Source organism: Streptomyces sp. HSG2 (genome assembly GCF_016598575.1).
Classification (GTDB): domain Bacteria; phylum Actinomycetota; class Actinomycetes; order Streptomycetales; family Streptomycetaceae; genus Streptomyces.
The window spans coordinates 2,166,366-2,180,521 of the sequence record NZ_CP066801.1 but is presented as its reverse complement, the minus strand read 5'-3'; the positions used below and the strand labels follow the sequence as shown (position 1 = coordinate 2,180,521).

Sequence of the window (14,156 nt, the reverse complement as noted above, 5' to 3'; positions counted from 1 at the left end):
GCGCCGCGGGCGTAGCGTGGAGGGTATGACGACGTACGGTTCCTTTCCCGGCACCCGCCCTCGGCGGCTGCGGTCCACCCCCGTCATGCGTCGGATGGTGGCCGAGACCCGGCTGCGCCCCGCCGACCTGATTCTTCCGGCCTTCGTCCGCGAGGGCGTGAGCGAGCCGGTGCCGATCGGATCGATGCCGGGGGTCGTGCAGCACACCCGCGACACCCTGCGTCGGGCCGCCGCGGAGGCGGTGGCGTCCGGGGTTTCCGGGATCATGCTCTTCGGGGTCCCGGCGGAGGAGAAGAAGGACGCGGAGGGCACGGCGGGCACCGACCCGGACGGGATCCTGCAACAGGCCTTGCGGGACGTGCGGTCCGAGGTCGGCGACGACCTGCTCGTCATGTCCGACCTGTGTCTGGACGAGTTCACCGATCACGGTCACTGCGGGGTCCTCGACAAGCGGGGCGGTGTCGACAACGACGCCACCCTGGAGCGGTACGCGGAGATGGCCCGGGCGCAGGCCGAGGCGGGTGCGCACGTGTTGGGTCCCAGCGGCATGATGGACGGTCAGGTCGGTCACGTCCGCGCGGCGTTGGATCGAGTCGGCCGTGAGGACGTCGCGATCCTCGCCTACGGCGCCAAGTACGCCTCCGCGTTCTACGGGCCGTTCCGCGAGGCGGTGGGCTCCTCGTTGAGCGGGGATCGCCGGACCTACCAGCAGGACCCGGCCAACGCGCGGGAGGCGCTGCGGGAGGTGGCGCTGGACGTCGCCGAGGGCGCGGACATGGTGATGGTCAAGCCGGCCGGCCCCTACCTGGACATCCTGGCCAGAGTGGCCGATGCCGTGGACGTGCCGGTCGCCGCGTACCAGATCTCGGGCGAGTACGCCATGATCGAGGCCGCCGCCGAGAAGGGGTGGATCGACCGGGACCAGGCGATCATGGAGGCGTTGACGGGCATCAAGCGGGCCGGCGCGCGGATCATCCTGACCTACTGGGCCACCGAGGTGGCGCGCCGGCTCGCCGGCTGACCCCCGGGCTCGGTCGCTCCCGGGCCCTCCGGGAGGGGCGGGGAGCGACCGCCGGTCGCGGCGCCGGGGTCAGAGACGCTCGGGCGTCCGGATGCCGAGCAGGGTCATGCCCTGGCGCAGCGTCCGGGCCGTGACATCGCAGAGGAACAGCCGGTTGGCCACCCGCTCGGGCGTCCCGGCCTTGAGCACGGGGCACTTGTCGTAGAACGCCGTGTACAGCGAAGCGAGTTGGTATAGGTAGGCGGTCAGCTTGTGAGGGGCGTACTCCTCGGCCGCCTCGGCGACGGTCGCGGCGAAGGCGTCCAGGTGGAGGCCGAGGGCGCGCTCGGGTGCCTCCAGCTCCAGCTCCGGGTGCGGGACCGGCCGGGCCTCGCCCGCCTTGCGCAGGATGGACCGGACGCGGGCGTACGCGTACTGAAGGTAGACGGACGTGTCGCCGTTGAGCGAGACCATCTGGTCGAGGTCGAACTTGTAGTCCCGGCTCGCCGAGGTCGACAGGTCCGCGTACTTCACGGCGCCGATGCCCACCTGGGCCCCGCGCTCGGCGATCTCCTCCTCGGTCAGGCCCGGGGACTTCTCCCGGACGACGGCCGAGGCGCGCTCCACGGCCTCGTCCAGGAGGTTCACGAGCTTGACCGTCTCGCCCTCGCGTGTCTTGAAGGGCTTGCCGTCCTTGCCGAGGACGGTGCCGAAGGCGAGCTGGGCCACTTTGACGCCGTCCTTCAGCCAACCGGCCCGGCGCGCGGTCTCGAAGACCATCCGGAAGTGCAGGGACTGGCGGGCGTCCACCACGTAGAGCAGGGAGTCGGCGCCGAGTCGGTGGACGCGGTCCCGGATGGCCGACAGGTCGGTCGCCGCGTAGCCGTAGCCTCCGTCGGACTTCCGCACGATCAGGGGGACCGGGTTGCCGTCCGGTCCCTTCACGTCGTCGAAGAACACGCACAGCGCGCCCTCCGAGCGCACGGCCACGCCCGATTCCTCCAGGAGGCGGCAGGTGTCGGCGAGCATGTCGTTGTAGCCGGACTCGCCGACGATGTCGGGGTCGCGGAGCTCCATGTCCAGCTTCTCGAAGACGGAGAAGAAGTAGATCTTCGATTCGTCGACGAACCGCTGCCAGACGGCCAGCGTGTCCGGGTCGCCGGCCTGGAGGTCGACGACCCGCCCCCGGGCCCGGGTGCGGAACTCCTCGTCGGCGTCGAAGAGTTCACGGGCGGCCTTGTACAGCCGGTCGAGATTGGACATGGCCTCCTCGCCGGAGGCGGGCCCGTCCTGGCCGGACCGGTGGTCCAACTCGTGCGGGTGCTCGTTCAGATACTGGATGAGCATGCCGAATTGGGTGCCCCAGTCGCCGATGTGGTGGCGCCGGATGACCGTCTCGCCGGTGAACTCCAGCAGCCGGATCACCGAGTCACCGATCACCGCCGACCGCAGGTGGCCGACGTGCATCTCCTTGGCGACGTTCGGCTGGGCGTAGTCGACGACCGTCGTGCCGGAGCGCTCGGCGCGCGGCACGCCGAGCCGGCCCGTGTCGTCGGCGTGGCGCCCGGCCAGCGTCTCGACGATCGCGCGGTCGGTGACGGTGATGTTGAGGAAGCCGGGGCCTGACACCTCGATCCCGCCGATCGGCTCGCCCGTGGCCACACGCGCGGCCACCTCGGCGGCCAACTCGCGCGGGTTGCCCCCGGTCCGCTTGGCGAGCGCGAGGATGCCGTTGGCCTGGTAGTCCGCGCGGTCGCTGCGGCGCAGGAGCGGGTCCGCCGCCGTCTCCGGTCGGACGACCTGGAGGGCGGAAGCGAGCCGCTGCCGGACGGAGTCGCTGAGGGGCGTGACCGAGGCCATAGTCAGGGGTGCCGTTCTCCTCGTGGGATCGGTTGACCAGGCCAGTCTCTCACGGGGGAGAAGCGGTTTTCCGGGTCGCCCGGCCTTCTGGGAGGATGGGGAGATGGCGGGAGACGGCGGACGTCCGGCTCCCGAGTCCAGCATCGATTCAGCATTCAAGGGGGCGTGCCGACCGTGGCTCAGAGCACCGATACGACCGACTGGGTCTCCCGTTTCGCGGACCAGGTCATCGCCGAGTCGGAGCGTCGGGCCCCGGGCAAACCGGTCGTCGTCGCCTCCGGGCTCTCGCCGTCGGGCCCCATCCACCTGGGCAACCTGCGGGAGGTCATGACGCCGCACCTGGTCGCCGACGAGATCCGCCGCCGCGGACACCGGGTGCGGCACCTGATCTCCTGGGACGACTACGACCGCTTCCGCAAGGTCCCCAACGGCGTCCCGGGCGTCGACCCGTCCTGGAGCGAGCACATCGGCAGGCCGCTGACCTCGGTCCCGGCGCCGAAGGGGTCGGCCCACCCGAACTGGGCTGAGCACTTCCGGTCCGCGATGGTGGCGGCGCTGGCCGAGCTGGGCGTCGAGTTCGACGGCATCAGCCAGACCGAGCGGTACACCTCGGGTGCCTACCGTGAGCAGGTCCTGCACGCCATGCGTCACCGCCTCGACATCGACGCGGTGCTCGCCCGATACCGGACCAGGCAGCGGTCGTCGCCCAAGCCGTCCCGCAAGCCGGTCGACGAGGCCGAGTCGGAGGCCGTCGAGGGTTCCGGCGCGGCGAGCGAGGACGACGGCGGCTCGGGCACCGCCGGGTACTTCCCGTACAAGCCGTACTGCGGCAACTGCGAGAAGGACCTCACGACGGTCAGCGCCTACGACGACGACTCCACCGAGATGACCTACGGCTGCGAGGCCTGCGGTTTCTCGGAGACGGTCCGGCTCGACGAGTTCGACCGGGGCAAGCTGGTCTGGAAGGTGGACTGGCCGATGCGGTGGGCCCACGAGGGCGTGATCTTCGAACCGAGCGGTGTCGATCACTCGTCCCCCGGCTCCTCCTTCCAGGTCGGTGGGCAGATCGTCGGCATCTTCGGCGGCGAGCAGCCGATCGGGCCGATGTACGCCTTCGTGGGCATCAGCGGCATGGCGAAGATGTCCTCCTCCCGGGGTGGGGTGCCGACGCCCGCGGACGCGCTCAGGATCATGGAGCCGCAGCTGTTGCGCTGGCTGTACGCCCGGCGTCGGCCCAACCAGTCCTTCAAGATCGCTTTCGATCAGGAGATCCAACGGCTGTACGACGAGTGGGACCGCCTCGACGCCAGGGTCGCCGACGGCGGCGCCCTGCCCGCCGACCTCGCCGCGTACTCCCGCGCGGTGCGCACCGCCGGGACCGAGCTGCCCCGCACTCCGCGTCCGCTGCCCTACCGGACCCTGGCCTCCGTCGCCGACGTCACGGCCGGGGACCGGGATCAGGCGCTGCGCATCCTCGCGCAGTTGGACCCGGCGGACCCGCCGACCACGCTCGAGGACGTCCGGCCCAGGTACGACCGGGCCGAGGCGTGGATCAACACCTACGTTCCGACCGACCAGCGCACCGTCGTGCGAGAGGAGCCCGACGCGGCGCTGCTGGCGTCGTTGGGCGAGGGCGACCGCGCGTCGCTCCGGCTGCTCCTTGACGGCCTCGCCGAGCACTGGTCCCCCGAAGGGCTCGGCCATCTCGTCTACGGCGTGCCGAAGGTCCGGGCCGGCTTCTCCGCCGACGCCACTCCCAAGGAGCTGCCGCCGGAGATCAAGGCCGCTCAGCGGTCCTTCTTCGCCCTGCTCTACCACCTGCTCGTCGGTCGGGACACCGGCCCGCGCCTGCCGACGCTGCTGCTGGCGGTGGGGCAGGAGCGGGTGCGGACACTCCTGGGGGCCTGACCCACCCGACCGACCGCGTCAAGAGGGCGAGGCGGTCTCACTCACGCCGGTGACACCGCTTCACGTCATGTCGCGTGCGCCCCGCTTCGGGAGCGGGGCCGGTCCGACCCACGGGCGTGCCGTCAAACGCCGACAACCGGACAAAAGTCATGATCACGTGTCATAGGGAGACATCTACGGAGTCGGTCCGCCCGGGAAGTGTTCCCGTGCAGCATTCCCGAGCGGAGAGGGGCCGGTGGGATGGCTCACTGGAAGCAGATCAATGGGGCGTTGGTGCGGATCTCGGCGGGTTCGCGGTCGAATGTCTGGGGGGTGAACGCGGCGGGGAACATCTACCGTTTCACCAACAACGACGCGAGTCCGTGGGTGCAGGTGCCGGGGGCGTTGACGGACATCGGCGCGGCGGCCGACGGCACGGTGTGGGGGGTGAACGCGGCGGGCAACATCTACCGCTACACCGGCGACCAAGGCGCCGGCCACTGGAAGCAGATCAATGGGGCGTTGGTGCGGATCTCGGCGGGTTCGCGGTCGAATGTCTGGGGGGTGAACGCGGCGGGGAACATCTACCGTTTCACCAACAACGACGCGAGTCCGTGGGTGCAGGTGCCGGGGGCGTTGACGGACATCGGCGCGGCGGCCGACGGCACGGTGTGGGGGGTGAACGCGGCGGGCAACATCTACCGCTACACCGGTGATCAGGACTGCGGCCACTGGAAGCAGATCAGCGGTGGGCTCAAGGCGATCTCGGCGGGTTCGCGGTCGAATGTCTGGGGGGTGAACGCGGCGGGGAACATCTACCGTTTCACCAACAACGACGCGAGTCCGTGGGTGCAGGTGCCGGGGGCGTTGACGGACATCGGCGCGGCGGCCGACGGCACGGTGTGGGGGGTGAACGCGGCGGGCAACATCTACCGCTACACCGGCGACCTGCCCGGCTGACCGGCGCCGACCGACCGGCGTGGCCGCTCGATTCCGGCGGCCACGCCCGACGGGCCTCCCTCGGCCGTCAGCCCTCGTCCGAGGGGGAAGCGGACGGCGAGGCGGAGGTCTCCTCGGAGGCCGAGGGCGAGGGCTCCTTCTCGTCGGTGTCCTTGGCGTCGGAGTCCTTCTCCCCGGCGGCGGCGACCGCGGCGACCGCGGCGACCGCGTCCTCCGCGGCCTGCCGAGCGCCCTTCGTCAGGGCGTCGGCGTCCGGGGTGTCGCCGCCCGCGAGGCCGGCGCCGTTGTAGTCGACGGTCACCACCACGTTCTCGGCGCGCACCACGACCGTCCGCTGAGTGAAGTCGCCCTCGTCCTTTTCCAGGTCGTAGCCGATCGCCGTGGCGACGTCACCCAGGTCGGAGAGCGCCTCCGTCTCGGTCTTCTCGGCACCGTCCACCGACTGGGCGTCTTCCACCTGTTTGTCGTAGTACTCCTGCGCCAACTCGTCCCCGGGCCCGCGGGCGATGTCGGAGTCGAAGCGGAGCAGGGAGACGTTCAGCCAGCGGAACTGCGAGCCGTCCACGCCCTCGTCGTCCAGGCTGTCCCAGGAGCAACTGGCCCGATACGCGGTGTCGTTGGAGGATCCTTCCTTGCCGGAGGAGTCCCCCTCGGGCACCAGGTCCTCCAGAGTCTTCTCCGGCACGACGGAACAGGCCTCCGGGAGCGCCCCGTACACGGCCGCGCGGACCGTGGGGGACGGGCTCGCCGAGGTCCCCTGGCTCGCGGCCTTCGCGCTGTCCGTGTCGGAGCCGGACTCGGAGGAGCAGCCGGCGGCCAGCAGCATCGCGGGCACGGCGAACGCTCCGACAAGGGCGCGGCTCCGGCGGGTGAGCGCCGGCGTCCGGGACGGAGTGGCCGCTCCCGGTTCGGGCCGGGCGCGCTGGTCTCGCTGGGCTCGTCGCTGCATGGTTCCTTCACTCATGACGCTCGTGTTCCTGCGGTGGTTCGGGTGGCCACGGTACGCGGTGGTCGAGCCCGAGCGGTCCCGGTCCGCCGGGTTCGTCGCGGGAGCCGGCGGGTACGTCGCGGGTTCAGCCGCCGAGTGCGTCGTCCAGGAGGGCGGCCAGTTTCCGTGCCCTGTCCTGCAGTTCCTCGCTGTCCGGCACGGCCGTGGGCGTCGTCGACTGCTCCACGTACTCGACGGTCACGATGACGTTGGACGTGCGGAACGCCACAGTCACGGTCCGGCGTTCGGCCGTGCCGGCGCTGTCCAGGGAGTCGTCCACGAAGGCCTCGTCGCCCAGGCCGTCGAGGGTGCGTGGCTGGAGTTCGCTGGGAGTGGGGATCGCCGACATCGTGTCGGCGGCGCTCGCGGAGGCCGCGCTCGCGGAGGCCGCGCTCGCGGAGGTGTCGGTGAGGGGGCTCGGGGAGGTGGACGCGTCGTCGGGGGAGGCGGAGGCGGTGCCCTGGGGCGACTCGTCCGCCGCGGCCGACGGCTCGGCGATGTCCGCGGCCAGTTTCTCGCCGGTGAACAGCGCGCGGGCCTGGTCGTCGTCGCTCACGGCCGTGTCGTACGACACCACGCGTTCGAGGTCGACGAAGAGGTGGTGGACGGCCTCGGTGGACGACCCGCTCCAGCGGCAGCCGACCTTCCGGTCCGTGTCGAAGGTCAGGGTCGGCTCGCCCTCGTAGGCGGCGGCGCGCGCGTCGGTGTCGGCGATCTGCCGGATGCCGGGGAGCAGGCTGGAGAGGGTGTCCTCGGGCACGGCGGCGCACGCGTCGGGGAGTGTGCGGTATCTGCCGGGCTCCGCGGTCCGGGCCGCGGTCTGCGAGCCCCCCGGGTTGGCGTCGTCGACCCGTCCCTCGCCGGAGGAGCCTGTGGTGCATGCCGTGAGCAGCGCCGCGAGCAGCGCGGCGGCACCGGAAACGTGGGCCTTGCGCCGCATGGCGGGGCTCCTCTCGACGATGGGTTCGGCCGGTCCCCGCCCGGGGGCGACCGGCGGCGACACCCGACCATGTGTAGCGCACTCGCCGCAGTGGTCGCGGCGCCGGCCCGCCGCGGCGGTGCTCGGGGTCAAGGCTCCCGGTGCAGCTTGGTGTTGGACGCCTGGGCACGTGGGCGGACCACGAGCAGGTCGACGTTGACGTGCGGGGGGCGGGTCACCGTCCATACGACGGTCTCGGCGACGTCGTCGGCGGTCAGCGGCTCGGCCACCCCCTCGTAGACCTTGGCGGCGCGGTCGCGGTCGCCGCCGAATCGGGTCAGGGCGAACTCGTCGGTCTTCACCATGCCGGGCGCGATCTCGACGACCCGGACCGGGCGTCCGACGATCTCCAGGCGCAGGGTCTCGGCCAGCACGTGCTCGGCGTGCTTGGCGGCGACGTAGCCGGCACCACCCTCGTAGGTGGCGTGGCCTGCGGTGGAGGAGACGACGACCACCGTGCCCGCGCCGCTCGCCTCCAACTTGGGGAGCAGCGCCTGGGTGAGGTGGAGGGTGCCGATGACGTTCGTCTCGTACATCCGACGCCAGTCGTCGGGGTCGGCGGTGGCCACGGGGTCGGCGCCGAGCGCGCCCCCCGCGTTGTTCACCAGGACGCCGATCCGCCGGAACGCGGTCGCGAACTCCTCGACGGCCGCCCGGTCGGTGACGTCCAACGGGTAGGCGGTGGCGGAGTGGCCGGCGGCCGTGATCTCCTCGGCGATCGCCTCGATCCGGTCCTTGCGCCGGGCGGTGAGGACCACCCGGTGGCCCGCGGCGGCCAGGCGGCGCGCCGTGGCGGCGCCGATACCGCTGCTCGCGCCGGTGACGACGGCGATCCCGGACGCCTCGGACGGTGCGGGGGTGGCCATGCGCGACTCCTCAGGTGGTCGGTCTCGCCGCCCAGCGTAGGCGGCCCACCTGTGGGACGGGTGCCTGGGTGCCGAGGGGGCGGCGCGCGCACCGTGCCGGCGCGTCCCGCGAGCGGCCGGGACCGGACGTCGGATCGGAGACGACCGGGCGCCCCCGACGCGTCAGCGGTCCCGAAGGCGCAACAACAGCGCCCCGCACAGGCCACCGATCACGAACATCAGCAGGAGCGCCAGGTAGAGAGGCATCGTCACGATCGGCACGATCAGCCGGATCTCGACGGACTCGGTGTTCTCCGCGATCAGGACGATCGCGAGGGCGACCAGCACCAGGGCCGTGACCCGGGAGGCGGTGAGTTCGGGGCGGCGGCGCCCGGAGGCCCGGGCGCGGGACCGGGACGCCCGGCCCGCTCTGTCTGCTCGGCTCATGATGTCAGGATCGGCCGTGCCGGGGTGTCGTGCCGTGGTGGGCGCCGCCGCCCGGGTGACCGGGGCCGGGGCCTCGGCGTTGTCGGTCGTCACCAGGCCTCGGATCCGTCGGGCCTCTTCCGCCCGGCCCGTTCGGCCGGGTGGCCCCTGGCCCGCAGGCGTCCCGCGATCAGCGGCAGGAGGAGTACGGAGAGCATCGCCGCGCCCACCAGGGAAGCGGCTCGATCGGAGCCGATGAGCCCCTGGTCGACACCGATCGTGGTGATGGCCACCACCAGGGGCAGGCAGGTCGAGGAGAGGAGCGCGAGCGCCACCCGGTCGGCACGACCCAGGTCCCGTGGGGCGAGCAGGTACACGGGCAGCCCGCGGACCGCGACCACCAGGACGAGGAAGACCGGCACGAGCAGCAGGGCCACCGGGTCGCCGAGCAGCGCGTCCAGATCGAACTCGATGCCCGTGACCACGTAGAACAGCGGCACCAGGAAACCGAACCCCATGGCCTCCACCTTGCCCAGCACCTCGTCGCTGCTGTCCGGCGCCTCCCGGCGCAGCACGAGCCGGGTGAGCACACCGGCGGCGAACGCGCCGAGCAGCGCGTCCAGGCCGAGTACCTGGGCGAGGGCGAGCATGGCGGCGAGGACCAGCATCACCCACCGGACCGCGAACTGCGCGCTGTTGCGCAGCGTGAGCGCGGTGAGCCGACCGAACCAACGGGGCCGCGGGCGCAGGGCCCAGAACACGGCGGCGGCCGTCACCGCGCCGAACACGGCGAGCAGCACCGCCGACTCCGCGGGCCGGCGCCCGCTGAGCAGCAGGGCCACGGCGACCACCGGCCCGAATTCGCCGACCGCGCCGAACGCCGACAGCACCGCCCCGAATCGTCCCTTCATCTCGCCCCGGTCGCGGAGCATCGGGAGCACGGTGCCGAGCGTCGTGCTGGTCAACGCGGTGGCGACGACGACGGCCGCCCACAGGTCCCCGCCGCTGAGCGACGCCGCCAACCCGAGGCCGACGGCGAGGGAGACCATCCAGGACCGCAGCGCCCGACGCAGCGTGTCGCCGCGGATCGCCGAGAAGTCGATCTCGTAGCCGGCCAGGAAGAGGAGCATCGACAGCCCGAGGTCGGAGAGCGTGTCGATCACGGTGTCGGAGTGGGCCCAGCCCAGGACGTCCGGGCCCACGAGGATGCCGAGCGCGATCTCGAAGATGACCAGCGGGACGCGGATCCGGGGCGCGGTGGCGTAGACCAGGACGGGGGCGAGGACGGCCATGGCGGTGATCAGGAGGAGGGTGCCCTGGCTGGACATCGGCGCCTTCCCGCCGGGTCAGGAGGTGCGCGCGGGGTCGTCCGCGCGGCGGGCACCGGGACGGAGGACGAGCGACCCGGGCTCCGCGGGACGGGACATCGCCTTCTCCTCGCTGACGGCGGGCGACCGGGACACGCCCGGACCGGGCCACCGCCCGCCACCGCCGCGCGCCGGGCCCGAAACCACCGTCGCCCGCGCTCGTGCCCGGGACCAGCGGGAGTGCGCCGGGGGAGGGACACGAAGTGCTGCCCCGGGCGGAGACGGGCCGTCACCGCCCGGGGCGTCACCGAGGGGAGGCGACCGCCCGCGCGGCGGCCACCTCCCGCCGCACCGGCTCCAGCACGCTCTCCGGCGGGCCGTCGAACCGCGCGTCGACGCCGACCAGCACCTCGGACGCGCGCAGCCCCCTGGACAGCCCCCACAGTTCCCGCGTCACCTCCTCGACCTCCGCCCGCGCCGGAGCGTCCGCTCCGTGCCGGACCTGTACCGACGCGGCCGTCGTGGTGTCCACGACCCGCTCGACCGCCACGACCAGCGGCCACCACGCCGCGGCGTGGCGACCGGTGGGCGGCGGTTCGGCCTGTGCGCGCCGGACCTCGGTGCCGATGGCGGCCAGATCGCGGTAGAGGGCGCGACGTGCCCTCGCCTCCGCGGCCCGGTCGTCACACCCGCCGAAGGCGCACTCCACGTACCGCGCGGCGCTCGCCACGGCCTCCGCGAGGCGGTCGCCCACCCGGGTCGACCAGCGCTCCGGCCACAACAGGTAGGTGGCCAGCAGCGCGATGGCGCAGCCCAGGAGCGAGTCCACGAGCCGGGGGAGGAGCAAGGCCGTGCCCTCGCCGCTGAGGATGTCGGACAGGATCAGGATGACCGGTGTGATCGCGGCCGTCTGGTAGCCGTAGCCGCGGGGGGTCGACGCCGGGACCAGTCCGCCGACGACGAGCAGGACGACCACGTCCCACCAGCCTCGCGGCACCTCCGCCAGCACCGCGGCCGACACCACCAGGCCCGCCACGGTCCCCACCGCGCGCAGCAGCGCGCGCGAGAAGACCGGGCCGAAGTCGGGCTTCAGGACGAAGGCGATCGTCACGGCCACCCAGTAGGAGCGCGGTACCGGGACGAGGGACACCAGGGCCTGGGCCAGCGCGATGCTCAGCGCGAGACGCAGCCCGTATCGCCGGGCGGCCGGGGACAGGACGACGCCGCGCGCCGCGCGGACCGCGCGGACCCGCAGCGCTGCCGGCCGCCCCAGCCGGTCCTCCAGACCACGCGGGTCGACGAGGGGGGCCGAAACGACGTCGGTGGCGTGTCGGAGGGCCAGGTCGACGGCCCGCCCGGTTCGGTCGGTCGGCGGGGGGAGGGCCGGTGGCGTCGACGGGGCCCGCCCGCTCTCGACCGCCGAGGCCAGTCGGCGGACGGCGGCCGGGACGGCGGCGGGCAGCGGCTCGTCGCTGAGCCGCCGGGCGGACGCGGCTTCGACCAGCGGGATCACCGCGTTCAACTCGGCCAGCAGCCGCGCGAGTTCCTGGTTGCAGCTCTGGACTCGGGTGCGGCGGGCGAGTACCGCGTCGTAGGCGTCGTCCAGCGCGCGCGTCGTGGCGCGGCGCGCGGTCTCGTAGCCGGTCGGCGGGCCCGTGCCGCGCGCGCCGCCCGCCTCCAACAGGTCGGCTGCCGCGCGGTAGGTGTCGGCCACCGCCCGCCGCTCGGGAACCCCGGCGCGCAACGGCCAGGCGAGCAGGCCGAGGACGAGGACGACAAGTCCGCCGAGGAGGACCAGGCACGGTGGCGCCCACCAGGGCCGGGGCATCGGCAGGTCCTCGCCCACCACTGCGAAGAGCAGCAGGAAGAGTCCCGATGCGGAGGCGAGCGCCCCCACCGTCGAGATCATCCCGGAGACCAGGGCGACCGCCGTCAGACAGACGACGGAGATCCAGCCCTGCCCGCTCACCAGGGACCCCAGGGTGATGCCGACGGCGCCGAGCACCTGGGGGACGGCGATGCCGAGCACCCGCATGCGGTAGGCGTTGGCGGTGTCGCTCATGACGCCGAGCAGTGCGCCGATGGAGGCCAGCGCGCCGTAGTCGGGCCGGTCGACGAGGAGTCCGACGGCGAGGGGCAGCGGCAGGGCGACGGCGGCGCGCAGGACACGGGCGCGGTCGACGCGCGCGTGCTCCGAGCGCAGACTCCGCACCAGCCAGTCCGGAGGGGTGCGACCGAGGGAAGGCTGGCGGGGCATGGGCGCATTATGTCCGGTTCTCCTCCGCCGAGGCGGCACCCCGGCCGCGCGGACCGGGTGTCGGCCCCGGGCGGCGCGACCTCTCCCGCCGGGGGCGCGGGGCCGGGAGGCTCGGGCGCCCGTCCCGGCCTCAGCCCCAGGCGCCCGCCCCGCGCCGGGTGACGACGGCGCTGAGAGTGCGCACCCCTCGTGTCGACCCCGGGTCGATGCCGGTCAGTTCGCGGGCCCTGCGCAGACGGTAGTCAAGGGTCCGGGTGTGGATGTTGAGGGCGCTGGCGGTGCTGCGGCGACGCATGTCGTGCCGGTAGTAGGCGTCGAGGGTCACGAGCAGGTCGGGCCCGCTCTCCAGGCGGCGGGCCAGTCCGCACAGCCAGTCCTCGACGAACGGCACGTCCGCGACGGCCAGTTCCACGAAGACGTCGGCCAGGGTGTGTGGTCTGGGCGGAGCGGACGCCCGCCGGGCGGGCGCGGTGCGGCTGATACGGCGGGCGCGCTCCAGCGCCTCGGCCAGCCGGGGCGGGCGGGCGGGCACCGTGCCGACGGCGCAGGGGCGGCCGAGGACCCGGGCGAAGTCGCCGACGGCCGGGCGCAGCCGTTCGAGCGCGGGATCCTCGGGGAGCGGCTCCCCCGCAACCCCGCCGGTCGCCTCGCGTCGCGGCACGAGGGGGGCCTCTGCGTCCCCCTCCCCCGGGGGCGCCCCGCCGACCTCGGCCGCGCCGTCCTCCCGCGTGTGCCGGACCGGCGTGCCGGGACGCGCCGAGGTTCTCCCGGGCCCGCACGGGCCCGGATCGGCGTCGTCGGTCCGGATGCGGCGAGTCTCCCGGGCGTCGGATTCCGGGGGGTGGGCGGTTTCGGGCGACAGCGGCAGCAGGGCGATCAGTTCGCCGCTCCCGTCCTCCCGCTCCGCGCCCCACATCACCGGGGCCCGGTGGCTCTTGGCCAGCGTCCCGATCTCGTTCTCCAGGAGGCGGTCGACCACCGGCCGTTCCGGGAGGCGGAAGACGGTGACCGCGCAGCGGTCGGGGATGTCCATGTCGACCGCGCGGGCGAGCTCCGCCGACAGCGGGTCCCCTCGCAACAGCGAGCGCGTCAGCAAGGTGAGTTGCTCGGTGTAGGGGAGCCGTCCGCGCAACGCGCGCAGGAACCCCCGCCGATAGGCGGCGATGCCCCGGGCGCTCTGCGCCGCGAACCAGCCCACAGCGCCGACGAGTTCGTCGACGGCCCCCGGGTCGGCCTCGCTCGCCTCGTCGATCTCGCGCAGTACGAGGGAGGTGTGGACGTGCAGGAGTCGCTGGCGGGCGTCGAGCGACAGCCCGGCGCCCGCCCTCAGCTCTCCCATCGAGGAGATCCTGGCGAGGTCGGCGGCGTCGAGGGGCTCCTCCTCGGGGCCGAGTTCGACGCTCCGTCGGCGGAGCCAGATCAGGTGCTCCATCGTCCTGGAGCGGGCGCGGGGACTCCGTTCCAGGAGCGCGAACCCCGGAACGCGGCGGGTGTGGGCCTCCACCTCGCGACGAGCGTTGGCGGGCGCCCGGCGGGCCAGCTCGACGAAGAGGCTCCCCATGGTGGCGAGCATGTCACGAGGGGGGAGCGGGTCGACAGGCCAGATCCGGACGGTGCTTTGTCACTTGTCGCGACGCGGCGAGGGTC

General features: G+C 73.3%; 11 protein-coding genes. 3 read left to right on the top strand and 8 right to left on the bottom strand.

Translation table 11 applies throughout. The features are described from left to right. The first annotated feature begins 25 nt into the window (after positions 1-25). On the top strand, positions 26-1,021 hold the full coding sequence (gene hemB, locus JEK78_RS08985) for a porphobilinogen synthase (RefSeq protein ID WP_200263572.1): 996 nt from the start codon (positions 26-28) through the stop codon (positions 1,019-1,021). Positions 1,022-1,090: 69 nt separating this feature from the next. Here the strand turns inward: hemB and argS are convergent, their stop codons facing one another. Beyond that, positions 1,091-2,860 (bottom strand): arginine--tRNA ligase, encoded by a 1,770-nt coding sequence (gene argS / locus JEK78_RS08980; protein WP_200263571.1) that lies wholly within the window; start codon positions 2,858-2,860, stop codon positions 1,091-1,093. A 165-nt stretch (positions 2,861-3,025) separates the two neighbouring features. On the opposite strand from argS, the gene lysS reads away from it, so the two are divergent. Both lysS and JEK78_RS08970 read left to right on the top strand, forming a co-directional pair. Next, positions 3,026-4,768 (top strand): lysine--tRNA ligase, encoded by a 1,743-nt coding sequence (gene lysS, locus JEK78_RS08975; protein WP_200263570.1) that lies wholly within the window; start codon positions 3,026-3,028, stop codon positions 4,766-4,768. 240 nt (positions 4,769-5,008) lie between these two features. Then, entirely contained in the window at positions 5,009-5,707 is a 699-nt protein-coding gene (locus JEK78_RS08970) for a tectonin domain-containing protein (protein WP_200263569.1), read from the top strand. Positions 5,708-5,774: 67 nt separating this feature from the next. On the opposite strand, the gene JEK78_RS08965 is transcribed toward JEK78_RS08970, so the two are convergent. The 7 genes from JEK78_RS08965 to JEK78_RS23275 form a co-directional block, all read right to left on the bottom strand. After that, positions 5,775-6,671 carry a DUF3558 family protein gene (locus JEK78_RS08965; RefSeq protein WP_200263568.1) on the bottom strand — a complete coding sequence of 299 codons (897 nt, stop codon included), beginning with the start codon at positions 6,669-6,671 and terminating at the stop codon, positions 5,775-5,777. Positions 6,672-6,780: 109 nt separating this feature from the next. After that, positions 6,781-7,635, bottom strand: a complete 855-nt coding sequence (locus JEK78_RS08960) for a DUF3558 domain-containing protein (protein ID WP_200263567.1) — start codon at positions 7,633-7,635, stop codon at positions 6,781-6,783. A 128-nt stretch (positions 7,636-7,763) separates the two neighbouring features. Continuing rightward, complete coding sequence (locus JEK78_RS08955) at positions 7,764-8,540, bottom strand: SDR family NAD(P)-dependent oxidoreductase (protein WP_200263566.1); 777 nt, start codon at positions 8,538-8,540, stop codon at positions 7,764-7,766. 162 nt (positions 8,541-8,702) lie between these two features. Continuing rightward, positions 8,703-8,966: a LapA family protein gene (locus tag JEK78_RS08950; RefSeq protein WP_200263565.1), complete on the bottom strand. Its 264-nt coding sequence runs from the start codon at positions 8,964-8,966 to the stop codon at positions 8,703-8,705. Between the two features lie 89 nt (positions 8,967-9,055). Continuing rightward, on the bottom strand, positions 9,056-10,273 hold the full coding sequence (locus tag JEK78_RS08945; protein ID WP_200263564.1) for a cation:proton antiporter: 1,218 nt from the start codon (positions 10,271-10,273) through the stop codon (positions 9,056-9,058). A 283-nt stretch (positions 10,274-10,556) separates the two neighbouring features. Further along, on the bottom strand, positions 10,557-12,509 hold the full coding sequence (locus JEK78_RS08940) for an FUSC family protein (RefSeq protein WP_200263563.1): 1,953 nt from the start codon (positions 12,507-12,509) through the stop codon (positions 10,557-10,559). Between the two features lie 130 nt (positions 12,510-12,639). Beyond that, positions 12,640-14,082, bottom strand: coding sequence for a helix-turn-helix domain-containing protein (locus JEK78_RS23275; RefSeq protein WP_242483314.1), 1,443 nt, complete (start codon positions 14,080-14,082; stop codon positions 12,640-12,642). Between the last annotated feature and the right edge of the window lie 74 nt (positions 14,083-14,156).